General features: G+C 46.1%; 14 protein-coding genes. 9 read left to right on the forward strand and 5 right to left on the reverse strand.

Features of this window, described 5'->3' with window-relative positions:
• Positions 1-50: 50 nt before the first annotated feature.
• Positions 51-884, forward strand: a complete 834-nt coding sequence (locus RS891_RS04035) for an oxidoreductase (protein ID WP_315794496.1) — start codon at positions 51-53, stop codon at positions 882-884.
• 56 nt (positions 885-940) lie between these two features.
• Here RS891_RS04035 and RS891_RS04040 read toward each other — a convergent pair whose 3' ends face one another.
• Complete coding sequence (locus RS891_RS04040; RefSeq protein ID WP_113055608.1) at positions 941-1540, reverse strand: TetR/AcrR family transcriptional regulator; 600 nt, start codon at positions 1538-1540, stop codon at positions 941-943.
• A 167-nt stretch (positions 1541-1707) separates the two neighbouring features.
• Here RS891_RS04040 and RS891_RS04045 point away from each other — a divergent pair, with 167 nt between their 5' ends.
• A complete protein-coding gene (locus RS891_RS04045) occupies positions 1708-2634 on the forward strand; it encodes a ketopantoate reductase family protein (protein WP_113055609.1) in 927 nt (308 codons plus the stop codon).
• A gap of 75 nt (positions 2635-2709) precedes the next feature.
• Positions 2710-3126 (forward strand): DUF4395 domain-containing protein, encoded by a 417-nt coding sequence (locus RS891_RS04050; protein WP_113055610.1) that lies wholly within the window; start codon positions 2710-2712, stop codon positions 3124-3126.
• Between the two features lie 69 nt (positions 3127-3195).
• Here RS891_RS04050 and RS891_RS04055 read toward each other — a convergent pair whose 3' ends face one another.
• Positions 3196-3912, reverse strand: coding sequence for an NPP1 family protein (locus tag RS891_RS04055; protein WP_113055611.1), 717 nt, complete (start codon positions 3910-3912; stop codon positions 3196-3198).
• Positions 3913-4535: 623 nt separating this feature from the next.
• On the opposite strand from RS891_RS04055, the gene RS891_RS04060 reads away from it, so the two are divergent.
• Together RS891_RS04060 and rlmD are read left to right on the forward strand one after the other, a co-directional pair.
• A complete protein-coding gene (locus RS891_RS04060; RefSeq protein WP_063568189.1) occupies positions 4536-5417 on the forward strand; it encodes a diacylglycerol kinase in 882 nt (293 codons plus the stop codon).
• Between the two features lie 108 nt (positions 5418-5525).
• A complete protein-coding gene (gene rlmD / locus RS891_RS04065) occupies positions 5526-7163 on the forward strand; it encodes a 23S rRNA (uracil(1939)-C(5))-methyltransferase RlmD (protein ID WP_397386933.1) in 1638 nt (545 codons plus the stop codon).
• A 106-nt stretch (positions 7164-7269) separates the two neighbouring features.
• Here rlmD and RS891_RS04070 read toward each other — a convergent pair whose 3' ends face one another.
• Entirely contained in the window at positions 7270-9135 is a 1866-nt protein-coding gene (locus tag RS891_RS04070; protein ID WP_315794498.1) for a leucine-rich repeat domain-containing protein, read from the reverse strand.
• A 186-nt stretch (positions 9136-9321) separates the two neighbouring features.
• Complete coding sequence (locus RS891_RS04075) at positions 9322-10203, reverse strand: GNAT family N-acetyltransferase (RefSeq protein ID WP_315794499.1); 882 nt, start codon at positions 10201-10203, stop codon at positions 9322-9324.
• Positions 10204-10623: 420 nt separating this feature from the next.
• Here RS891_RS04075 and RS891_RS04080 point away from each other — a divergent pair, with 420 nt between their 5' ends.
• Complete coding sequence (locus RS891_RS04080) at positions 10624-15069, forward strand: endo-1,4-beta-xylanase (protein WP_315794500.1); 4446 nt, start codon at positions 10624-10626, stop codon at positions 15067-15069.
• A gap of 188 nt (positions 15070-15257) precedes the next feature.
• Here the strand turns inward: RS891_RS04080 and RS891_RS04085 are convergent, their stop codons facing one another.
• Positions 15258-15464, reverse strand: a complete 207-nt coding sequence (locus RS891_RS04085) for a DUF2536 family protein (RefSeq protein WP_315794501.1) — start codon at positions 15462-15464, stop codon at positions 15258-15260.
• Positions 15465-15731: 267 nt separating this feature from the next.
• On the opposite strand from RS891_RS04085, the gene RS891_RS04090 reads away from it, so the two are divergent.
• From RS891_RS04090 to RS891_RS04100, 3 genes are all read left to right on the forward strand, one after another.
• Positions 15732-16883 (forward strand): response regulator, encoded by a 1152-nt coding sequence (locus tag RS891_RS04090; RefSeq protein WP_315794502.1) that lies wholly within the window; start codon positions 15732-15734, stop codon positions 16881-16883.
• On the forward strand, positions 16873-19917 hold the full coding sequence (locus RS891_RS04095) for a sensor histidine kinase (protein ID WP_315794503.1): 3045 nt from the start codon (positions 16873-16875) through the stop codon (positions 19915-19917). Before RS891_RS04090 ends, RS891_RS04095 begins: the two co-directional genes overlap by 11 nt.
• A gap of 206 nt (positions 19918-20123) precedes the next feature.
• Positions 20124-25283, forward strand: coding sequence for an Ig-like domain-containing protein (locus RS891_RS04100; RefSeq protein ID WP_315794504.1), 5160 nt, complete (start codon positions 20124-20126; stop codon positions 25281-25283).
• Positions 25284-25468 lie beyond the last annotated feature (185 nt).

Below are 25468 nucleotides of genomic sequence, written 5' to 3' on the forward strand. Positions count from 1 at the left end.
GGATTAGAATTTTTTTGCATCGAAAATTTTAATCGTAGGGAGAGAGTGTAATGAGTAAACCAAGCGTTTGGGTGATCACTGGATGTTCCACTGGATTCGGCAGAGAACTTGCAATAGCAACGATTAAAGCAGGTTATCATGTTGTTGTCACAGCAAGAAATCTGGATTCAATTACTGACCTTGTCCGTGGAAATACGGATAAAGTTCTGGCTATGGAGCTTGATGTTACCAAGCCTGATCAGATTGAAAAAACAGTGAATGCCACGATAGAGAAGTTTGGCCGAATTGACGTACTTGTCAATAATGCCGGAGTTGGTTACTTTAGCTCCATAGAGGAAGCCGATGAAGTCGAAACTCGGAAAATGTTTGAAATAAACTTCTGGGGTCTTATGCATATGACTAATGCTGTTTTACCTTATATGAGAGTCCAGTCCTCGGGACATATAATCAATATATCTTCCATTGGGGGGTTAGCTTCATTTCCTGGCGTGGGTTACTATAATGGTACTAAATATGCTGTTGAAGGGATATCGGAAAGCCTGGCCCAAGAGGTTGCGCCGTTTAGAATCAATGTAACGTTGGTTGAGCCAAGTAACTTCCGTACTGATTGGTCCGGACGCTCAGCCGCTAAAACAAAATCAGCGATTAAGGAGTATGAGGAACTCATCTCACCGTTTGTAAATGCCGAAAACCACGGAAAAGAACCCGGAGATCCCAAAAAAGCTGCAGAAGCAATTGTTAGCATCGCTGAGTTGGAAGAGCCTCCGCTTCGCTTGTTGCTTGGAGCGGATGCTTACCATACCGTGGTGAACAAATATACAGAGCAACTGAATAAATTCGAGGAATGGAAAGAAGTATCGGTAAATGCTGATTTTCAAGATTAAATGGGGCAATTCCAAAAGAGACAGGCTCCCCAGCTTGCAAATAGAAAAAAACGTCATCACTTCACGTGATGGCGTTTTTGTGTTGGTCCGGTCATCTTTATCGAAGAGGGAACAATCAGATGAAGCTCCAGCAAAGACATCAATTCTTCAACAATCTGTTCGGCTGGATAAGGCATGGAATTCATGATCCACCATTCCAACAGGCCAGCGGTAGCACAGGCAAGAAATTGCACAGTGATTTCCCTGTTGATTCCCTTGTGAATACCGCATGCATCAATCTGCTCTTCCACTCCCTGGATCAGAAGTTTCATCAGCCGGTTTCGAAAGGCAGGAATCCCTTTTTGGGTTAATAGCGTGGTATAAACAGGGGCGTGCTGCTCCAGGTAACGGAAGGTTCGGAGCAACGCCTCCCTAACAGTCATAGGCGTTGTAGGACTCTCCACCATACAGCTCTCCACCAGTTGCTGCAAATACGTCTCAATGCTTTGATCCAACAGATCAAACTTGTCCGTGTAGTGCAAATAGACGGTACCACGGTTCACATTGGCCCGATCAGCAATCTCATTAATCGTAATTTGCTCGAAATCCTGCTCTTCTAACAACCCGATAAAGGCATCGGTTATGGCTTTTCTTGTTTTGACAACTCGTCTGTCCATGGCTCCTCCTTTGATGTATTCAACAATATGGATCAATTCGTTGATTATTCAACAATAACGGATATTTTAGCGATTGAAGCGTTGCACCTGCTTTGTTACTCTTATTTTATCAACAAATGTTGATAAAGCAACGAATATCCATAAAAATTGAAATAGAGGGATAACTAATGAATATATTAGTATATGGCGCAGGTGTTCTGGGCAGTCAGTTGGCGCAGGTTCTGGTACGTGGGGGAAATAACGTTACCCTTCTGGCTAGAGGGAAACGGGCAGAGGAACTGGAGAGGGATGGTATTGTCATTCGTCATGTGTTTCAGTTTAAAACGACCATAGATCCAGTTCGGGTAACCCGTACGTTGGAAGTGAACGATAACTATGATCTTATTTTCGTGGTTATGAAGTATAACGATTTCCCATCGGTGCTGCCTATTTTGGCTGCCAATCAGAGCAGAAACATAGTGATCGTCGGCAATAACGCAGATGCACGTAGCATGCAAATCTTTTTGGAGGAAAATAGCAAGGTGGAGAAAAAGGTCGCCTTTGGTTTCCAGGTCAGCGGCGGGCGGAGGCAGGAAGACCGTATGTTATCCATTGGTGGAGCAAGCGGGCAAATGGTGATTGGTGGGCTGGACGGCGAGATTACCTTTAAATCCATACTGGATCAAGCTTTTGAGAAGACGAAATACAAATTGAATTACCTGAACGATATCGATGCCTGGCTGAAAAGCCATATTGTGCCCATTCTGATGCTTAATGCGGTGAGCTTTAATGAGAAGCGTGAGATGATCAAGCTGGAAGGAAGCAGAAAGCAAATTCAGCATATGATTGGGGCGATGGATGAGGGCTTTAGTGTGCTTGAGGCTATGGGCATAACAATTATACCGGAGATTCAGGCCAAACTGATTCGCAAACATCAACGGATGTTTTATCTTCTGTTGAAGATTTACAGTATGCTTCCGATCTATAAACTGGTTGCCGGTTCCTTTGGGGAGATCGAGGCTTTAAATGATGCATTTACCGATTGGAAAAAGGCTACTAACACGCCTACTCCTCATTGGGATGTGCTCAAAAAAGAATATTCTGATCTCAAATGAGATGACTATTGCTCAAAGTCCCGATCCCGACTACAATTAAACCAACTAATAAAATGGGGATAAGGAGATATGCAGATGCGGGAAGTGCCTATGCGCTATGTCAAAGCAAACCAGATTGGGATTGTCCTATTTGTTGTTCTGTCATTTCTGTTCAATCAACCGTTAATTCTGGGAGCGTTATGGATCATCCAAGTTGTCGGTCTGGCATCTGGAGGCAAGCTTAATCTGTTTGTGCAGATTGGGAAGGCCGTGTTAACGGGAAAAGGGACAGAGACACAGGCAGTGGAACTGCAACGCTTCAACAATGTTCTGGCCATATTGTTTCTCACGCTGGCACTTGTCTCATTCGGCCTTGGTTGGCAGGTAGCAGGTTATATTTTCTCGTCGATGCTTCTCCTGGCTGCAAGTGCCGCATTGCTCGGTTACTGTGTGGGCTGCACCGTATATTTTTGGTATAAACAGCTCCGAGCGGGCAGAAAGATTGGCTTATAAACTAAATGTAGTTGCAAAAACAATCCCCTCCAAGTTCTGTGGTCTACTTGAAGGGGATTTTTACTTTTTTTATCTAAACCAGGCATTGTTTAAATTGTTCGTAAAATTACTATCGTTCAACGGAACATTGGCACTGCCAAAATCGGTCGTATTCAGAGCATTGCGTGCCGCAGACGTCAGATCATCCCAGCCGATCAAAGGCTGCGTTCCACCCACGGTTCCAGTCACACCAAGCTCATGATTTAGAGGCCAGGTACTATTGTAACTAATCAAAGGATTAGTACCGTTTAGGTTCGTGTTACTTGGTGCAACATTCGTGAACTGCCCATGTCCTGAATAGGCGATGGAGAGGATTTGAGGATTTTGTGCTGCGGGATTGTCTACCCATACTACGATGCCTTCCCAGTCATGACGATGGCCGAGGCCGGAGGAAGGGGAGTCTTTCGGGAAGTACCATGCGTACATAATCGCCCATACGCCATTATGCCATGCCGAACGGGAGTAGACTTGGCCTGTACTTGAGCTGCAATTTCCATTAGGTGAACCGGAGGTTTGCAAGCCTGCATTGGTATTGCCCTGTTGATCCACGGCGGGGAATGGAACACATCCATGGTAGACTTTTAAGTAGGGTTGGAAACGCTTGGCTGCTATTTGCGTGACTGTGACGGGAGTTGCTTCCTGGAATCCGACAACCTGATCATGGTTAATGACCGCCGCTTCAACGGCTGTGACAAAGGGAATACAGGCCAAGAGCGAAACCAAAAGCAATAATACAAGTTTTTTCATTCGGTGATCTCCTTCATGGGTAGGATATTGGAATATGTTAAGGATGCACTAAGACTATATTGAAAAAGGTTTCATTTTATTTGTCATCTCGTTCTAGTTTTTGTTAATTTTTTGCAGGATATGGTTGTCCTCATGATTTGAGAGGGGATAAGACTATTTACGGCCCAAGCGGGCAGAATGGTTATGGATGGTTATAAATGACAGCAAATTCATAGGATTAGATTCAAGAGGAGTGCCAGAGGTTTATTTTGTAAAGGATAGACAAGTTCGGAAGTGAACAGAGAGCTTAAACTCCATTGTATGGCCATTGCTGGAACGAGGTAATTCTCTAGGATGTATCGTTATTGTTATCCAAATGTAAATTTCGCTATAATCGATATGAAAATAATTACTTATGCATCACAGGCTAGGACATCTTCACATTTGATGATATGATAGTACATAAAGGCTTTGGAATGAGACGGAATTCCTTATGCATATATATAAGTAGAGAAAAAGTGTTGGGGCAGGATTAACGGACGTGAGTCATTGTGTAAAATGATACCCGACTACGGTCACTCTCAGATAGTAAGAATATGAGGTCGTTCAGACTCATGGATAATGTGGAATAGGTGGCGTATGAGATGAAAAAAGCTCGCTTGATATATAATCCGACCTCAGGCCGGGAAGAAATGAAGAAACGTCTGGCAGATATTTTGCAGCGTTTGGATCAAGGTGGTATTGAAGCCTCGTGTCACGCAACAACGGGTGAGGGAGATGCAACCCGGGAAGCGGAGCTGGCGATCGAACGCGGATATGACATGATTATTGCCGCTGGTGGCGACGGTACGTTATATGAGGTCATTAACGGTATGGCCGAGCGGGAGAATCGTCCTCCACTGGGTGTATTTCCTTTGGGAACGACGAATGATTTTGCGCGTGCGCTGGGTATTCCGAGACAGTGGGAAGATTACGTGGATCTGGTCATTAACCAGCAGCTTCGTCCGCTCGATCTGGGCAAGGCGAATGATAAATATTTTATCAATATCGCAGGCGGGGGTTCGTTAACCGAACTGACCTATGAGGTGCCAAGCCGTCTGAAAACGATGATTGGGCAGCTCGCCTACTATATGAAGGGTATTGAGAAAATGGCGAGCCTGTCTCCTCAGGAGCTGGTTATCCGTGCCGCGGGTCAGGAAGAAATTCATGATGAATTCATGCTGTTCCTCATTGCCAATACGAATTCTGTCGGGGGCTTCGAGAAGCTGGCTCCGGGTGCGACCATTGATGATGGCTTGTTCGATGTAATTGGTGTGCGCAAATGTAATCTGGCTGACATGATTCGCCTCGTAACCCTTGCGCTGCGTGGTGAACATCTGAATGACAAGAAAGTTGTTCATTTCCAAACGGATTATATGGAAGTAACATCGCCGGGCTATGTTCAGTTGAATTTGGATGGCGAGTTGGGCGGCACATTGCCTGCGACATTCAAGAATCTGCGTCATCACCTGATGTTGTATCGTTAAGCGTAGTATGGATCGGGGAGAAAATGTGATTTCCTGTTGCTGTGTGCAGTGGGATCACGTATAATCTCATGGTGCCTGAAAATGAATGGAATTTCCCTTGCACAAGGGATGAACATATATGAAGAAAGAAGTGAATGTACGTTGTCTAATACGAACCGCAGCGGTCGTGGAAAAAACCGCCGGAATTCGGCTGCCTCTCAGGGGCAAGGGAATGCTTCAGCATCCCGTCAGCCGAGCAAATCATCTCGTCCATCTACACGTCAGCAAGGGAAAGAGGTGCGGCTACAAGGCGCATCTCTTTCTGCCGTTCGTCCGAAGGGACGGGAACGTGAATCTGCATCAATCGAAGGACTTCCTGTCAGCAAAAATGAAGAGACTGTCATCGACATCATCGGTATGAACCATGACGGTGAAGGTGTCGGCCGTGCCAATGGATACACGTTGTTCGTGCAGGGCGCGCTCCCGGGTGAAACCGTCCGCGTACGCGTGATGAAGACCAAAAAGCAGTACGGCTACGCCAAACTGTTGGAGATCGTGAAGGCCAGCCCGGATCGTGTCTCCGCGCCTTGCCCGATCTACGATCAGTGCGGCGGATGCCAAATCCAGCATATGAGTTACGCCGGACAGCTTGCCTGGAAACGCCAGCTCGTAGTGGATAATTTGCAGCGGATCGGTAAGCTGAATGTGTTGGTGGAGGATGAAGAAGGTGCCGAGCAACAGGGCATTCGTGTGCTGCCTACCATGGGTATGGACGAGCCGTGGCGCTATCGCAACAAGGCACAGGTGCCTATCGGTGCAGCCGAGGGTGGTCTGGTAGGTGGTTTTTACGCTAAAGGAAGTCACCGGATCATCGACATGGACACCTGCCTTATTCAGCATGAGCACAATGACGAAGTGGTTGCGAAGGTTAAGGAGATCGGTAGCCATTTCGGGATTAGTGCATATAACGAAGAGACAGGCCGCGGTTTGCTGCGTCATGTGGTTGTGAAGAAGGCATTTCGTACAGGTGAGATGATGCTCGTTCTCGTCACGAATGGCCGCGACATCCCCTACAAGGAAGATTGGATTGGAAGTATCCGTGAAGCGATCCCGCATGTGGCAAGCATTTGCCAGAACGTGAACAAGAAACAGACCAACGTCATCTTTGGCGATGAAACCCGCGTCCTGTGGGGCCGTGATGTAATCTATGATTATATCGGTGATGTGCAGTTTGCCATCTCGGCCCGTTCGTTCTATCAGGTGAATCCGGTGCAGACAGAAGTACTTTATGGGAAGACGGTAGAGTACGCAGGACTGAGCGGTAAAGAGACGGTAATTGACGCCTATTGCGGCATCGGTACGATTTCTCTTTTCCTTGCGCAACATGCGGATCAGGTGTACGGGGTTGAGATTGTGCCCGAAGCGATCGAGGATGCGCGTAGCAATGCGCTGCTGAATGAGATAAAGAACGTGAAGTTCGAAGTCGGTGCATCGGAAGATGTCATCCCTCTTTGGAAAGAGCAAGGCATCGAAGCCGACGTCATCGTCGTAGATCCACCGCGTAAAGGTTGCGATCCACGTTTGCTGGATACGATTCTGGAAATGAAGCCGGAGCGAGTGGTGTATGTGAGCTGTAATCCGAGCACCTTGGCACGCGACCTGCGTGTACTGGAGGATGGCGGCTATCGGACGGTTGAGGTAACGCCGGTGGATATGTTCCCGCACACGGTCCACGTGGAGTCAGTGGCGATGTTGGTTAGAAGCTAAACAAAAACAGAAGGGGTTCGAGAATTTATTCATGATTCTCGAACCCCTTCTTGTCTTTGTTTCAATACCATTCATTAATTTGTGAGTAATTCTGGAGTAAGTTTAATTAATACACATGCACACCCGTACCAAGCACGGATTTGTTTTGTACGAAATTACCGGATAGATATACCTTTTGAAGATTAGGCAGCTGGCTTAGGGTCTCGATATTGGAAATGGCATTGTTCTCGAGATGAAGCTCTTCTACGGCCTGCCAGTTACTCATAAATTCGAGAGAAGCCAAATTGCTGTCTTGCAGAGTGAAGGAACGTAGAGCGGACATTTTGCCAAAGTAAGACATCATTTGGTCAACTTCAGTAACAGAGGTATTGTTTATGCTGAAATATGGCTGCTCTAAGGTCAATTGTTCAAGCACGTTGTTCTCCGCGGCCGCTTTTTGTTCAAAATCCAGCCTGCACTCGGAGCACATCAGAGATTTGACCTGCTTCAAACGAAATAAAGCATCGCTCTCCTTATATAGTGACGAGTCGTAAATGCTTAGGGCCTCTAGGCGAGACAAGCCGTCCAGGGCGGGAAGGCGGGTTATTTCACTGATCTCCCAGAGGGAAAGCTGCTTAAGTCTCGGGAATTTCCCAAGCGCCGCCAAATTCAACTCTCCACTTCCGCCCCGGAGCGTCAGGCTGGTTGCGGCGGGCGCCTTTAGCCCCGGGAGAAAGGAGCCTGGGATTTCCACCCGCATAACATTTGGCAATGTCAGCGCTTCTTCATTCTCGTAGTAGCCGGATAACGTTAATTCCCGCAAAGAGGATAGGCTATTGATGGGTTTGACCGAGCTGAGCTTGCTTAAAGAAGCCAGGCGTAGTTTCGTGATGGAAGTCTTGTCGGTCAGATGCTCCAGACTGGAGAAGTTTACATTTTCAATATCTAACGTTTGTAGAGCAGGCATATTTTGCACAAAGTCGATGGACTTTACGTTGGTTAAATAAGAAAGCCGGAGCTCTTGAAGCTGAGTTAAGGAGTACAGCGGCTGCAGGTCTGTGGCTTCACTGTAATCGATGGACAGGGAGGTCAGCCCGGTCATAGACGACAACCATCCCAGTTCATTGATATAGGTGAGCGACAGGGACTTGAGCGGCAGTTTGTTCAACAGAAAGAAATCCGTTACGGACTCATCCACATAGGTAATGGATAACGAGTTCAGATTAGGGAATTCCAGCAGCAGGGCCAATTCCTGATTGCTGCGAAGCTGAGTGGAAAGCTCCGAAACTTTGGACTTGTCGCCAAAGTAGCCGGAAAACGTGCTGAAAGATTCGTTAAAAGCGCCTCCATAACTTTTTAATCCGGGCATATGAGCAAACGTGGTTTGGTTCGACTGGGAGATTTCATAGGTATTCGTCAGGTCCAATGCCGTCAGTCCCGTAAAGGCTTCAAAATCTCGCTGATCGATCTCCTGAGTATTCAGTTTCTTGTCCTGAGTAACATAAGTAATCTTCTCGGCCTGTTCATCGCTGAAGGGATCGGAGAGGCTATATGTAAACTTCCACTGATCATTCTCCGAATGCTCTACGGTTAAATAGCGAAGACGAGCCAATTCCTCCTCGGTAGGCAGGGCAGAGCCTTTATCGAAGATATCTCGCAAAAATGAGAGCAGAACCTCGCTTTCGGGCATCTTTCGCACAGGCAGATTGGCTTCTGTTTTTGGATAGGTGGAGTTGTTGCTATAATAAAAATAAGTACCGATGGCGCCAGTTAGGACTAACATTAGCATCAGCATTAGCTTTACGGAGACAGCCTGCTTCAGCGGTGCTTTAGGGGGCGTTCCGTGGTAATGATTAATGGTCTGGTCTACGTAATAGACATTATTTTGCTTCAATAAGAGCTCTGTTTCACAATAGGGACACTTTAAAATCTCACCCTCTTTGTATTCAATTCTTCCGTTGCAGTTGGGACAGTTTAACGGGATAAAAGCCACGAATGTCCCCCTCCTTCATTATGATGGTCATAAGATCATGCCGAATGGTCATCTGACTTCATTATACCTTGTGAATTTACGTTTGATGAGAGAAAGAAGTTTCACATTGCGAAGGAGCAGGGGGAATCCTGCTCCTTTTTGATCTTTTTTAAGTAAGGCTGGTGGTAGGCATTATTACATAAGTCTTTAAGCGATCGAAGTAATCGGATGTTTAACTTGCACAGGGTAGAGATGATCACCAGGGGTTCTTACAAATAAACCGTCATTGGTGATGGTACTTTTTAGAACGAGATGTTCTGTTGCATCTGGTGTGAAATGGAGGGTTATTTTCTCCGTATCCTCATCTGCAATCTGATGTAAAATATCTGTCATATGGATTTCGTTTAAACAAATAACATCGAAGAGGTCAATATTATTGTCTTCCTTCTGATAAATAAGGATGACGTTTTCATTTTCCAAGTGATAAATATCGTTACTGAACACATTCAGGCAGTAAAACATGAGTATGCCTTGAGTCTGGGCGGTTCCGAAATGTTGCGAAACAGGCAGCCTTTGGGATGCAAATTGAAGGATAAGGCGTAAATCCTCAGCGTTAGTAACATCGAGTTTTCGAAGGTTCTCAGGCTCGGGTGATTTTTTTGCCTTATAATCCATTGAAAAAAGATGTTCTTCCACAGGCTTAAACCCAAACTTGGGGTAAAAATCAAGCACCGATTCATTGGCAAAAAGGTACATGAGGTCGTACTTGTTGTCGTATTCCTCTAAAATCTTGTTCATTAAACGAGTGGATAGTCCTTTCCCTCGATAATCGGGATGTGTCATCACCGTTCCGATTTGAATTGCTTTTTTCTTTTCCCCATGAATGATGAGTTCAAGGATGTTAACAGAAGCGTTGGCAATAACCTGGTCTCCATCTACAAATGAAAAAGGTATATATCGTTCTCCCCAAAATCCTTGTTGGTACCAATTTTCAAATTTTATATCAAAAGTGTTAGCAGCAAGTTCGAAGAAACTTGTTCGAAGTGTTTCATTGTTTCTATAATCCTTCTTAAATATAAATTCCTGCATTGTATGTTCCCCCTTAATCCGCAAAAGTGACTGTCTGTATATTAATGGTATTATCCAGTACTTAAACTGATATATCAAGCATCGTTCACGGAAATGCATGACTGTGGATTTTATGTATTTGATAGAGATTTATCATGATATTGAACATAACAATTTCGTGACGAGTAATGAACACCGTTTCAGCTTATATAGCTTATCGAATTTATTGCCGCGACCTGATCATCGGAAAGAAGAGCATGTCCGTACAATTATCAGACTTGGAAGAGTTCTGTAAAAAACTAAGATTCCTCTTTAATTTGGAGTAAGAATTCTCTTCCATGAAGTGGTATTATCTGGGGTGAAAGGAGGTTGGCTAAAGCAATTTATGTAAGCGCTTTATATGTTTTATAAAAAAATTTTGTGTGGGGGGAATGCTTCGAAATGAGGAAATCATTTAAGCAGGTCGTTTCCGGGTTACTCGCAGCGGCTCTGCTTCTTCCGGGCGGCTTGATAGCTCCGGCAGTTAGCGCTGCGGATCTAGCGGCATCTAATTCACAAATTGTGTATCAGGAAACATTCCAGAATGGTCAAGGCAAGGTGACTCAATCAGGTGGTGCCCAGCTGAGCACTGTAACAGGCAAGGCGTTTGAAGGCAATGATGATGGAGTAGCTTTAAAAGTTAGTAACCGATCTAATAACTGGGATGGCGTGGACCTCGCTTTTGATGACCTTGGTTTGTCCGTTGGCAAAGAGTATTCTGTAACTGCTTCCGTTTATGTAGATACTGATGCTAACCCACCTGCAGCTGGGAAAGCCATTCTGGAGATTGTATCTAATAAGGGCGTTGCTGGCTCAGAAGGATACACTGGAATTAGCTCTGCTGACTTTAAAGCAGGACAAGGCATTACGCTATCCGCCGCTCTCTCCGTAACCAGTGTGGAGAAGACAGCTCTGCGAATCAAGTCTGATGAAGCAGGTAAGGGTGTCTCTTTCTATATTGGGAATATCACGATCACCCAGACAGTAACACCTGTCGAACCCACGGTAGTCCTTAACCAAAGCTTTGAAGATGGAAATACTGGAGGCTGGGGCAAGCTGTCTTGGGGATCAAACGGCGAAACTGCGGTCGTTGGTAACTTAGCCTCCGAAGGCACGAAATCTCTGAAATTCTTCAACCGGGCCGATGAGAAGGCCGTTCCTGCCCTCGTACTTACAGGCAAGATGAAATCCGACCGTAAATATGATATTTCTCTCAAGGTTAGACTCGGTTCAGGTGAAGGTCAGTTCCATCTGGCTTCCAAGATAGATTCTGAAATATTGCCGGATGGTCAGAAGTATCCTTGGATTATAGGGAATAAAAATGTAACTGCTTCCGAATGGACGCTATTTGAAACCAAAAGCTATGAAGTTCCTTCTAAAACGAATGAGGTCATCATCTATGTTGAACCATCGGACAATACGTTAACCTCGGATATTTATATTGATGAAGTCATCATCACCGATGTAACCCCTGATCAAACCGCGCCGGAAAATGTAGATAAAACGGGCATCTTTGCAGACTTTGAGAATGGTCTGGATGGATTCAAAGCACGAAATGGCCGTGAAACGGTAGTTCTTTCCGAAGACGATAATCATACATCTGGCGGCAAGCAAAGCTTGCTTGTGACGGCTACGACACAATATGATGCAGCCTTGGTTGATGCTACAGGCAAAATGGCAAAGAATCATGAATACGAGCTCTCTGCTTGGGTGAAAATGGCTCCTGGCGAAGCACCTACAACCCTTCGTATTAGTGTTCAATATGCAGACAGCGGCTTTGCGAACGTTTCATCAAATGCAACCGTTACCGATCAGGATTGGGTTCACTTAACGGGTAAGTATACGCTCACCACTACTCCAAGCGTGCTTAATGCTTACATTGAAACAGCAAACAATGACGGCGGCAACCGTACCTTCTTCTTGGATGACTTTACTCTAAAATATGTGGGACCCGTAGCTGCTGCACCTCCGATCCAAGAAAATCTTCCTAATCTCAAGGATATTTACGAGGATGATTTCCTGATTGGGAACATTCTTAATCCGTCTACCTTTGACGAGACACGGCTCAAGCTTCTGAAGAAACATCACAATGTCGTCACGTTTGAGAATGACATGAAGCCGGATTATGCATATAACGCGGACAGACAATTTGATTTCACCGCAGAAGATGCTCTTGTCCAAAGAGTAAAGGATGCAGGCCTTGATTTGCACGGTCACGTGCTTGTATGGCATGCGCAGTCACCAACATGGCTTTATACGGCAGAGAGTGGTAAACCATTGAGCCGTGAAGCAGCTCTGACGAATCTAAAAACACATGTTAAAACGGTTGTTGAGCACTTCGGTGACCAAGTTATTTCCTGGGATGTTGTCAATGAAGCGATGAACGATAACCCGGCTAATCCGGAAGACTGGAAAAATGCATTGCGTAATTCAGGCTGGTTACAAGCCATCGGCCCTGAATTTATAGAGGAGGCATTCCTTGCGGCAAAAGAAGTCATTGATGAAAATGGCTGGGATATCAAGCTTTACTACAATGATTACAATGATGACAACCAGAACAAATCTACAGCCATCTACAGCATGGTGAAAGAGATCAATGAGAAGTACGCCGCAGATCACCATGGCGAGAAACTGATTGATGGCATCGGCATGCAAGCCCACTATAATTTGGGTACGAGATTGGACAATGTCAAGATGTCGCTCGAGCGTTTTATTTCCTTGGGAGTAGAAGTCAGTGTCACCGAGTTGGACATTATGGCAGGCACCAATTCTACAATTACTGAAAAAGAAGCAAAGCAGCAGGCCTATCTGTATGCTCAATTAATGGATCTCTATAAGAAGAACAGTGCGCATATTCCACGTGTGACCTTCTGGGGATTGAATGACAGCACGAGCTGGAGAGCCGAGCAGAATCCAACCTTGTTTGACAAGAATTTTCAAGCAAAAAAGGCGTTCTACGCGGTAGTTGATCCGCAAAAGTACATGTTGGAAAATCCACCCGAAGCCCTTGAATACAAGAAATCAAGCGCGCACTATGGGACACCAACTATTGATGGCTCTGTAGACAGTGTATGGAGCCAAGCTCCTGAAATGAAACTGGATACGAAGCAAATGGCATGGTCAGGTGCGACAGGAACAGCAAAAGCACTGTGGGATGACGACAATCTGTATGTGTTGGTTCAGGTCAGAGATGATCAACTGAACAAGTCCAACCCGAATGCATGGGAGCAGGATTCCGTTGAAGTATTCGTCGATGAAAATAACGGCAAAACGTCCAGCTTCCAAGATGATGATGGACAATACAGAGTGAACTTTGAAAACGCAGCTTCCTTTAATCCTGCGGAAATCGCTGCAGGCTTCGAATCCAAAGTCACTGTTTCCGGTACCAACTACACCGTTGAAATGAAGATTCCGTTCAAAAAGGTTAAGCCTGCGAACAATGCCAAAATTGGTTTTGATGCGCAGATTAATGATGCGAAAGACGGCAACAGAATCAGCGTGAATGCATGGAATGATCCATCTGGTCAGGGTTACCAGGATACGTCCGTATTCGGTGAATTGACGCTGATTGGCAAACCTTCTTCTGGTGGCAACAACGGTGGCGGTAATAACAGCGGGGGGAACAATGGTGGTAGCAGTGGCGGATCAAATTCCGGGACTACTCCGCAACCTCAACCACAGCTTCCAGGCAGCGATTCGGCGATTGTGCCGGTAATTAAAGTCGAAAATGGAACAGCCACAGCAACCATTTCAAGCGACAGCCTGAATAAAGCGATTGAAAAAGCTTCTCCAGGTGCAAATGGCAAGAAGCTGGTTACTATAGAAGTGCCGAAGCAGGCCAATGCCCAATCCTATGTGGTGCAGATGCCGACTTCCATCCTGCAAAGCAACAATAATGTTGAGTTTGTGCTTAAGACGGAGAATGCAACACTTCGAATTCCGTCCAATATGCTTTCTAATATTACGGAGCAAGCCGATCAAGTCTCTATTCAGATTAACAAAGTCTCAGCAGATCTTCTGGGCGCAGATGTTCGCGCTATTGTGGGCAGCCGTCCGGTGATCGATCTAAGCGTAAAAGCTGGTGACCGACTAATTGCCTGGAACAATCCTGCGGCGCCTGTAACGGTATCTGTTCCGTACACGCCTGCTGCACAGGAGCTTGTCAATGCACATCAAATCGTGATTCTGTACATTGACAATCAAGGCCATGCAACAGCCGTTCCAAGCGGACGCTATGATGCTAAAACCGGTTCGATGGTGTTCAAAACAACTCATTTCAGCACTTATGCAGTAGCCTACGTAACCAAGACCTTTGCCGATGTGCAAAATGTCCTGTGGGCAAAACAAGCAGTCGAAGGGATGGCTGCACGCGATATTATTAAAGGAATCTCTGATGACAGCTTCGCTCCTGCAGCTTCTATCACGAGAGCCGACTTTATCACCTTGCTTGTCAGAGCACTTGAGTTGAAAGGTCCGGGCACGAACACGGCAGCCTTCAGCGATGTACAGCCAACTGCTCACTATGCACAGGCTGTGGCCATTGCCAAAGAACTTGGAATTGCCTCTGGATTCGAAGACAACACATTCAAGCCAGGCAACAAGATTTCCCGTCAAGATATGATGGTTCTTACGGCGAAAGCATTAAAGGCAGCAGGTAAGCAATCTGCCGGTAACGGAAATCTGGCTCCTTATTCCGATGCTGCAAGCATTTCCACTTACGCGATGGATAGTGTAACTTCCCTCGTAGGAAGCGGAATCGTCAACGGCAAAGATGGCAAAATTGCGCCAGGCGAACCATTGACCCGTGCTGAAGCAGCGGTGATTCTGTACCGCATCTGGAACATGTAATTGTAAATTGAATTGAACAAGCTGATTAAAAAGATTACCCCCGTCTATTTATCTAGACGGGGGTAATTCTGCTAGTTTATATCTAATGCACGGCGGGGGGTTAAATGTAGATACCGTAATCTACAGATTCCATGGGTTCCGAAACGACCTGCCACATGCAGTGCTAACAACGTGAAAAACCTCGTGCATCACTCTGCAGCAAAATGCACGACTGCACTATATAACATCTTATTTCGAAGGGGGTCGAACGTCACTTGATGCTGAACCTGTTTCACACGCAGCAGCAATGCCTTGTTCATTCCGATTCGTTCCTCGATCGACCGTTCCAGTTCATTGAAGTCATAAGCCTGCAAGCATTCGACTTTGTCTTTGATAATATCCAGTGTAATTTCCATGTTTGATCCAGGCCTCCTCCATGTCACAATTGCAGGTACAAAAGCCTGCCAAGCTTTTATTGTAGAGCAGCTTCTCCAGTTCGACAAGAGTAATGGAAAAAAATGAACAGCGAAACTTAGTTGTTTGAAGATTGCCCATAGCAGAAAACGAAAAGAATCTAATGAGACGAAGGTACCCGCCCGATAAATATATAAATCATCATCAAATGTGAACATTGACTCAAAGCCGCCAGCCCTTAGCTTGAACCAAAAAGGAGTCAACAGCCAATGATACGTGTCATGTTAATTGACGATGAAGCAGATGCATTGAAATTGCTTGAAATATTGCTTAAACAAGTGGGGAATGTCGAAATTGCCGGGACGTATCTCAATCCCATTCAGGCAATCAATGCTCTAAACGAAACAATGGTCGATGCAGTGTTCTTAGATATCCAGATGCCCGGTATGAAGGGAACCGAAGCTGCCCGGCGCATCAGAAGCATCTCTCCTGAGCTACCCATTATTTTCACGACTGCCTACGCGGAATATGCACTGGAAGCGTTTGAGATCGATTCTACGGATTATTTGCTGAAGCCTTTTACGGTAGGCAGATTAGAGAATACAGTAGCACGGATAATCAAAAACCTATACAAGGCAGACCTAGCGCTGCCCAATAAAGCTCCTGTTCCGTCTGTTCAATCTCTTGGAGGGTTTCACATCGTTTCACCGCTCAAGACCGGCACAGAAATCGTGTGGAAAACAAAAAAAGAGCGAGAGCTCTGCGCATTTCTGATTCATCATGAAGGCAAGAGTGTGAATGCTGGCGTCATTATTGAAGCGTTGTGGCCGGGGTATGACCTCGACAAAGCCAAGTCGTATTTGTACACTTGTCTTTCTTATCTTCGGAGAAGCTTGACGGATCAAGGTATTCCTATCCATATCCGTAAAGGAAATCAAGGTTTCTCCGCTGAACTGAACGATATTACGACAGATGCCTCTCCATTCGAGACATTATTGAACCGAATATTGGACGAAGAGAATATGCATGAGAAGCATTACCATCAGATGAACGAGATGTACACCGGAGATTATATGGGTGAATGCAATTTCGACTGGGCTATTGCCAGACAGTTGGAGATCAAATCATTGTATGTTCGTGTTCTTCGCAAATGGAATAGGTATTACCATGGCCTAGAGAAGCTCTCACTTGCAGCAGATAGTTTACAGCGATTGCTGACAATATTTCCAGACTCCGAGATCGACGGCCGTGCGCTGATCAGACTCCATCTGAAGCTTGGCAACCGGAGTGAGGCGTACCGTGTATGTTTGCAGTTGGAACAGGCTGTACGCATTCAGCTTGGAACAGAATTAGAGGAGGAAACGATGTTACTGGTTCAACAAACGATGGAAAGACAGAGTGCACAGTCTAATGAATCGTAAAATCATTGCGGCACTTATAACAATAGCGATGCTGTTTGCTACTTATGGGTTATTGCTGACATATTTCACAGTGAATAAGAAAACGATGCCGATTGCAACAAATGGAACGATGGATTTGACCGAATGGGCTTTTGAAGAGAACGGCATCGTTCGCTTGGATGGACAATGGGAGTTTTATCCCCATCGACTGCTCTTCAGTCGGCCACTCGATTCAGATAGTACGAGAGATCAGGCACCTTCATTGATTCAGGTACCTGGTTATTGGGCCAAGCAGATGGATACGTTGGGCGTGGCTACATACCGGTTGAGGGTTCTAATTGATGATGACAATGTCGTATATGGGATTAAAACGGCTGCCGTTCTGATCTCTAACAGGCTTATCGTCAATGGTCAAGTCGTAGGCTCCAGCGGAGACCCTAGTCTGAAAGAAGATTATGAGGCACTTAATAAGCCATATGTCAGTTACTTCACACTAAAGCATGGTTGGAACGATATTCTGGTCGAGGTTGCTAATCACGAATTTAAGGTTGCTAGCGGAATTGGTGAATCGATTCAATTTGGTAAGGCTGATCAGATTTCAAGAATTCGGGATCTCGCGACAGCACATGACTGGGTGGTATTGACCGCCTTTCTGATCATGGGACTATATTTTATCGGTTTATTCTCTCAGCGGAGGAACGATCTCTCGCTTGTCGTATTTGGACTCGTCTGTTTGTTTATCGCAGCGTTTACAAGTGTCAGTGGCGAGAGGGTGTTGTTTGATGTGATTGGGCCATTCCCATTCTGGCTCTATTTCCGCATTCAAATGGTGGTGACCGTTGGGGTAGGCGTAGGCTTTTTCCTGTATGTGTATACCGCATTCCGCCCCTACAGCCACAAATGGCTTACTAAAGGAAGCTTAGTTACAGGGACATGTTTAATCTTTTTGCATTTGGGCTTCGCTACACAGATTACAACAGGACCGGTACGTCTTGTGACGTCACTATATGTCACGTTTGCATTGCTGTACGCAACCTATGTGTTTGTTCACGCAGTTCTACATAAGGTAGCTGGCAGTTGGTATCTTGCCGTGGCGGCTATGGCGTTAAACGCTCTAATTTTGAACCAGAACTTGAACGTATATTTCGGAGTACCCATCTATTCGTTGGCACCAGTCGAGCCGTTCCTTGTGCTCCTCATGCTTGCACTGTTGATGTCGCTTCGCTTTTCCAATGCTTTTCAACGGATTGAGGAGCTTTCCGAGCAATTGCTGGAGGCAGACAAACACAAGGACGATTTTCTTGCGCGTACCTCGCATGAATTCAAGACGCCTCTGCACGGCGTGATGAACATATCGCGATCCATGCTTGATGATGTTGCCAATCCGGTTACAGTTGGGCAGCGAGAAAAGCTACAATTAATGATTGAGATCACCAGAAAGCTGTCTCAGCTTGTCTATGACATTCTGGACTTGTCCAAACTGAAACAGGGAGAATTCAGGATCGTGCTTGCACCAGTGGATGTGCGTTCTGTCGTGGAGGTTCAGATCCGTTTCTACGCCTATCTCTGTACAGAGAAGAATATTCAACTCATCAATCAGGTTCCAGCGGACTTACCTCTCGCGCAAGCTGACGAAAATCGGATAAGCCAAGTCATCAGTAATTTGCTCGATAACGCGATCAAGCACACGGAGCATGGAACAATCGTTGTTACCGGGAAAGAACACGGAGGGTTGCTACAATTCGAAGTTAGGGATACAGGTGCAGGCATTGATCCAAAAAATCTGCCGCATATTTACGAGCCGTTTAAATCCATGGAGGAAACACGGAAACGCGGCTTCGGGCTTGGGCTGCCAATTGCGAAGCAACTGATCGATTTGCAAGGAGGTAAGCTAGCTGTAATGTCTACGTTGGGAGTGGGTACTACCTTTACGTTTACACTGCCGACGGCATTACAACATAGCGATCCTTGGGTTCCTTCATCTACTGCCTATAATCATCCCCTGGAGAAGGAATATTCATTTTCGACGCCTTATGTTATGAATGCTGAAGGCCAACGTACGGTATTAATCGTCGACGATCAGTATGTGAATCTGAAGGTCTTGCTGGATGCGTTGCAATCGCTCAATTACCGTGTTATCGCGGTCAAAGATGGATACGAGGCGCTAGAACAGATCGACCAACCAGGCAGAATTGATCTGGTCATTCTTGATCTCATGATGCCTGGTATGTCTGGATATGAAGTCTGTCTAGAAATTCGCAAACGGTATTCACTACTGGACTTGCCTGTACTCATGGTAACAGCAGCGCTGCAACCGCAGGATAAGGTGGCAGCCTTTCAGGTGGGAGCTAACGATTATTTGCCGAAACCATTTGATTTAGAAGAACTGAAAGCTCGAATCGGAAGCTTGCTTGCCATGAAGGAATCGTTGGGGCGGGCAGTACATATGGAGGTGGCATTCCTTCAATCACAGATCAAGCCACATTTTCTATATAATGTCCTTAATAGCATTGTATCTTCCAGTTATACAGATGTAGAGCGTGCGAGGAACATGATTGTTTCTCTGGCAGATTATTTACGTGGAAGCTTCCGGTTCAGTAATACGAATGAACGTATTGAATTTGATGAAGAATTCCAGCTTATTCAAACGTACGTGGAGATTGAGCAAGCAAGGTTTGGGGATCGAATCTGCTTCGAATATGATATTCCCGAAGCGGCTTATCGTTCGAAGATGCCGCCGCTGCTGTTACAGCCTTTGGTTGAAAATGCAGTTCGTCACGGCATCGGGGCTCGAATCGAAGGCGGAACGGTAAAGTTGACAGTAGAGAGATCCGAAGGTGATTGGTTATTCACTGTAATTGATGACGGAGTCGGAATTTCTCCTGAGCGAATAGATCTGCTATTGGAACAAAACGAATCGAATGGTGAGCACGGCGTAGGCTTGCGGAATATCAATAAGAGACTTAGATTTGAATACGGGACTTCACTGGAACTTGCGAGCGAGCCGGGGCGTGGAACGAGTGTTGCCTTTCGTATTCCTGATATACAGTCTTAAGGGAAAAGTGCGTAGTATCACAGGGTTCCATCGTATTTGCGATGGGGCTTTTTTGTATGCGTTGAAAAGTTAATATATCGATTGATATGGTCGAAGTATGTCGAATGGAGTCAATTTTTAAGGTTTTTTTAAGGTGCCGTCCGTTATGCTGAGCATACATGTATAGATGCATCAATAGAACGAGAAGGCGGAGGGATAGATGCGCAATGATTTCAGTGAGAACAATAAGTAAGAGATACAACAGACATTTTCGAAGAATGGCACACTTGTTGCTAGCCATCATTCTCTTTATACCATCTTTGGTGATTGGGGGCGGGGTCACTTCCGCAGCATCCGGCTGGTCGATCATTGATGGGTACGGACCAACTGGAATCAATGTAAATCCATCCATGAGGGGCGAAAAACCTGCCATAGTGGAATGGAATGGTGAAATCTATGTGGCATGGCGAGAAAGTATCCAGAGTACGCCTACGATCAACCAAATCAGAGTGAAGAAATTTAACGGATCAAATTGGGTTAGTGTTGATGGGGCTCATCAAACAAATGGTTTGAATTATGATGTCACCAAAGATGTCGAGTCTCCGGCTCTAGCTGTTTATGACAATGCGCTGTATCTGACATGGACGGAGAAGAATGCTTCTTCTATTGAACAAATTAGGGTTAAAAAATATGACGGTACAAGCTGGATGAGTGTCGAGGGCGGGAACCCGGTCGGAATCAACGTCAATCCCTCCGTAAAAGCGACCGGTCCGAAATTGACTGCATTCAAAGGCGAATTGTACGCTATATGGGGAGAGGCAGGTAAAATTCGCGCGAAGAAATACAATGGCACCACGTGGACAAGTCTCGACGGTGGCGGAACAGATGGGTTGAATGTAAACCCTGGCAGTGGAGCAAGTGGGCCAGCTATGGTTGTATTTGGCAATGATCTATATGCAATGTGGGCTGAAAAAGTAGGCACAGGCTTCAATATATTGCGGGTAAAGAAGTATGACGGAACCAACTGGATTGTGGCTGATGGTGGCACAGGCTTAAATAAGGTAAGTTGGAATAACGCAATAACCCCATTTCCAACGGTTATCAATGATAATTTGTACGTCACATGGGTGGAAGCTCGTGGGGGTCAATATAGCACGGATGATCAGATTCGTGTCAAGAAATTTGACGGCATCACTTGGACTAATATAGATGGAGATGGTGAATATGGCATAAATGTAAGGACTGGATTTCGAGCTTTCGAGGTTCAATTAGCGGGTTTGAATAATGAATTATATGCTATTTGGTCCGAAAATTCGGGAGAAATGGCTAACGGAGTCCCCGTTTTCAAGATCCGCGTGAAAAAGTATGACGGCAATGGATGGGTTTTAGCCGAAAATGGAAGAAATGGTGGCTTGAATGCTTTTGGAACTAAAACCGCCAGCAACCCTGCCATAACAGCAATGAATGGAGCGCTGTATGCGGTGTGGGACGAGAATGACAGAACAGTGGTAAATATAAGGGCAGCCCAATTTACGCCGCCACCTCCACCAAGCGTCACCAGCGTTACTATGAATCCAGTTACGACAAGTATCATGCAAGGTGGTAGCAGACAACTATCGGCTGTTGTTAATGCAGTAGGAGAGGCGCCAACGACGGTGACATGGAACAGTAGTGACGCCACGAACAAGGTCGCAGTAAATTTTACGGGTTTAGTAACTGTTGCACGGGACGCAACACCAGGTGATTACATGATCACGGCGACTTCCACATACGATAACACCAAAAAAGCAACAGCAACCGTTACGGTAACATATGCACCAGCGGTTCAGAGTATAACGGTTAATCCAAGTACTGCTAGCCTGATGCAGGGAGAAAGCACCCAGTTAACGGCAACGGTAGTGGCAGTAGGTGGAGCGCCAGATACGGTAAGATGGTATAGCGGTGATCTCAGTAATAAAGTAACAGTTGATGAAACGGGGAAGGTAAGTGTGGCAACAGATGCTAGTCCGGGTGACTATACCATTACAGCATCTTCCGCTTATGATACTGGCATGAGAGAATCGGCCATTATTACGGTGACGTATGCACCAGCCGTTAATAGCGTTAGCGTCAGCCCAGATACCGACAGTTTGATGCAAGGAGAGAGCAGACAGCTGGTAGCAACGGTAAACGCTGTAGGTGGGGCGGCAACAACGGTGACGTGGGTCAGCAGTGACACGGATAACAAGGTTGCGGTAAGCGATACCGGCTTCGTAACGGTTGCAGCAGATGCTGTGCCAGGGAACTACACGATTACGGCAACTTCAACGGTAGACAGTAGTAAGTTGGGTACAGCAACCATGACGGTGACGTATGCACCAGCAGTAAACGGAGTTATCGTTTCACCTGATCCGGCAAGTATTATGCAAGGAAAGAGCTTGCAGTTAGGGGCTGTCGTTGAAGCAGTAGGTGGAGCCTCAATGGATGTAACGTGGAGCAGTAGCGACCTTACCGGGAAAGTTGTGATAAGTAATACAGGCTACGTAACGGTTGCAGCAGACGCTGTGCCAGGGGACTACACGATTACAGCTACATCAATTGAAGACGGCAGCAAAACGGGAAGGGCAACCGTTACAGTGACTTATGCGCCAGCCATTCACAATATCACTGTCAATCCGGAAAGTGCTAACGTCGCGCAAGGAAGAAGCGAGCAACTCACCGCCACGGTAACTGCGGTGGGTGGAGTCGATCCATCCGTGATGTGGACAAGCAACGATTCCACCAACAAGGTAACGGTGAGCACCACGGGGAATGTTAGCGTTGCTTCCGACGCTGTGCCAGGTGACTATATCATTACAGCAACCTCAGTGTCCGATCTAACCAAGGTTGCAACGGCAGTAATTAAGGTAACGTATGCCCCGGCCGTGAACAGCGTCATTGTTAATCCGACTACGGATACCCTGATGCAGGGAGAGAGCAGACAACTGACGGCAACGGTAGACACCGTAGGCAGAGCCGATGTAACGGTGACGTGGAGCAGTAGCGATGCAACGAATAAGGTGAAGGTCAGCGATACAGGTTATGTTACGGTTGAAGCCGATGCTGAGCCAGGGGAATATACCATTTTCGCGACTTCTACAGTAGATATCAGCAAAAAAGGTAGCATGGTTCTTACGGTAACAGCAGCTCCAACATATACGATTGCTGCGATTGAAGATCGCACATTGGAATCTCTATTGCTCGGCTATGAATCTGGTACTCAGGAAACGACTACCGTTTCCATTCAGCATACGGGTACGGGAAATCTGGTTCATTTATCTGCATCTCATGGCGGGGATGATTCGGATGCCTTTGTGATCACACAGCCGGATACTGAATTGGCCGCTGGAGAACAGACCCATTTTACCTTGCGTGCCAAGGACGGATTGCCAGCAGGAACATATACAGCTACGGTTACTTTGACGGCAGATCACATGTTGCCTGTCACTTTCAAAGTAACACAGGCAGTAAATCTGCCTAATGCGCCAGCCAACCCTCGGAATCTGACAGCTGAACCTGGGGATGGTCATGTAACGTTGAAATGGGAAACGGAACCCGATGTAGAGTATCGGATTTATATGGCAACAGATGATGATCCTGACCAAAGGGTTGAAATCACAGACAAAGCATCGTCACCTTATACGATTCCTGAGTTGGTTAACGGTAAGACCTATTACTTTGTTGTAAAAGCAGAGAATAAGGGAGGGCTTAGTGAAGCCTCCAATCAGGTCAGCGTTACTCCATCAAGCGCTCCGGGGGCACCAACAGATGTGACGGCGACTCCGGGCAACGGACAAGCCACTGTGAGATTTACAGCGCCAGCCCATGATGGTGGAAGTCCAATTACGGGATACGAGGTGACTGTATGGCCAGGGAACACGATAATTACAGGAAACGCTAGTCCAATTATAGTTCCAGGATTGAGTAATGGAACAAGCTATACGTTCACGGTGAAAGCCATTAACGGTGCAGGTAAAAGCACAGACTCAGCTAAGTCCAATGCAGTTGTGCCTACAGCGGGCTCTACTCCGCCAACCAATCCGCCTGTAACACAAGCTCCATCGACCACACCAGTAACACCTGTCAAACCACCGACAACAGCGCCTACAACGGCAACGACAGGGGTTGATATTCTGGTTAATGGGAAAGTAGAGAATGCTGGACAAGCGACAATATCCCGGCGTGATCAACAAACCGCTTTGACGATTGTGGTGGATCAGCAGAAGCTGAACGATAGATTGGCAGCGGAAGGACAACATGCTGTTGTTACGATTCCCATTCGTCAAACGTTTGACATCTTTGTTGGTGAGCTTACTGGCGAAATGATCAGGACGATGGAAGATTATCAAGCTGTACTGGAATTCCAAACGGAGCAAGCTTCATACACCGTGCCTGCAGGGCAGATTCGCATTGGGAAGATTGCGAGTCAAGTTGGAGGGTCTAACGACTTGCAGGGAATCAAGGTACAGATTGAAATTGCAGCTCCGACCTCTGTTCAATCGGACATTGTAGGGCGCGCAGTCGCTCAGAATGAGTTGACGCTAGTTGCACAGCCGCTTAACTTTACAGTTAATGCTGTTTATGGTGATAAGTCCGTTGAAGTCAAAAATTTTGATGCTTATGTCGAGAGAACGATTGCTATCCCAGATGACGTGGATCCGAACAAAATTACAACTGGCGTTGTCGTGGAGCCAGACGGATCGGTTCGCCATGTTCCGACCAAAGTACGTCAAAACAATGGAAGATACGAAGCTCAAATTAACAGTCTTACCAATAGCACATATGCAGTGGTATGGCATCCGCTACAATTTGGTGACGTAACGAATCATTGGGGTAAAGATGCTGTGAACGACATGGGATCTCGAATGATTGTGGAAGGCGTTGGCAACGGCAACTTCAACCCTGATCGAGCCGTGACTCGCGCAGAGTTTGCCGCAATCGTTGTTCGTGGTCTAGGACTTCGCCCGGAGAGTGGAGATACACCATTTTCGGATGTTCAAACCACGGATTGGTACAACGGTGCGATTCGTACAGCACATGCTTATGGACTGATCAACGGCTTTGAGGATGGTACTTTCCATCCGAAAGAAACCATTACGAGAGAACAGGCGATGGTCATTTTGGCAAAAGCAATGACGATTACTGGGCTGACAGACAGCTTGGATACAGAATCTTTAGATACAACGCTCCAGTTGTTCCAAGATGAGACTGCTGTATCCTCCTGGGCACGCAGCAGTGCAGCAGACAGCGTGAAGTCCGGTCTTGTGCAGGGTCGCAGTCAATCTTTACTTGTACCTAAGGGTCAGATCACACGTGCCGAGATTGCAACGATTATGCAGAGATTGCTACAGAAGTCGAATTTAATCTAAGTAGTGATAGGTGATTAAACGATTCATGCAGTAATGGCAGGTATATCGCCTGGCTAAGAGAAAAGCGGAACGAGGGCTAGAACCAGCCTTCATTCCGTTTTTTTCATTTAGGATGTAGAGTTTTATATTCATATTCCTAATCTTCGTTTGTCTCTGGGACGCAGGCGACTTGATTAGGCATTTTT

This window comes from Paenibacillus sp. BIC5C1, from assembly GCF_032399705.1.
Classification (GTDB): domain Bacteria; phylum Bacillota; class Bacilli; order Paenibacillales; family Paenibacillaceae; genus Paenibacillus; species Paenibacillus taichungensis_A.

Excerpts from the sequence above, each read along its gene's own strand:
- RS891_RS04080 (WP_315794500.1), top strand. The coding sequence starts at position 10,624 with ATGAGGAAATCATTTAAGCAGGTCGTTTCCGGGTTACTCGCAGCGGCT.
- RS891_RS04045 (WP_113055609.1), top strand. The coding sequence starts at position 1,708 with ATGAATATATTAGTATATGGCGCAGGTGTTCTGGGCAGTCAGTTGGCG.
- RS891_RS04040 (WP_113055608.1), bottom strand. The coding sequence starts at position 1,540 with ATGGACAGACGAGTTGTCAAAACAAGAAAAGCCATAACCGATGCCTTT.
- RS891_RS04085 (WP_315794501.1), bottom strand. The coding sequence starts at position 15,464 with ATGGAAATTACACTGGATATTATCAAAGACAAAGTCGAATGCTTGCAG.
- RS891_RS04100 (WP_315794504.1), top strand. The coding sequence starts at position 20,124 with ATGATTTCAGTGAGAACAATAAGTAAGAGATACAACAGACATTTTCGA.
- RS891_RS04055 (WP_113055611.1), bottom strand. The coding sequence starts at position 3,912 with ATGAAAAAACTTGTATTATTGCTTTTGGTTTCGCTCTTGGCCTGTATT.
- RS891_RS04060 (WP_063568189.1), top strand. The coding sequence starts at position 4,536 with ATGAAAAAAGCTCGCTTGATATATAATCCGACCTCAGGCCGGGAAGAA.
- RS891_RS04050 (WP_113055610.1), top strand. The coding sequence starts at position 2,710 with ATGCGGGAAGTGCCTATGCGCTATGTCAAAGCAAACCAGATTGGGATT.
- RS891_RS04095 (WP_315794503.1), top strand. The coding sequence starts at position 16,873 with ATGAATCGTAAAATCATTGCGGCACTTATAACAATAGCGATGCTGTTT.
- RS891_RS04035 (WP_315794496.1), top strand. The coding sequence starts at position 51 with ATGAGTAAACCAAGCGTTTGGGTGATCACTGGATGTTCCACTGGATTC.
- RS891_RS04090 (WP_315794502.1), top strand. The coding sequence starts at position 15,732 with ATGATACGTGTCATGTTAATTGACGATGAAGCAGATGCATTGAAATTG.
- RS891_RS04075 (WP_315794499.1), bottom strand. The coding sequence starts at position 10,203 with ATGCAGGAATTTATATTTAAGAAGGATTATAGAAACAATGAAACACTT.
- rlmD (WP_397386933.1), top strand. The coding sequence starts at position 5,526 with ATGAACATATATGAAGAAAGAAGTGAATGTACGTTGTCTAATACGAAC.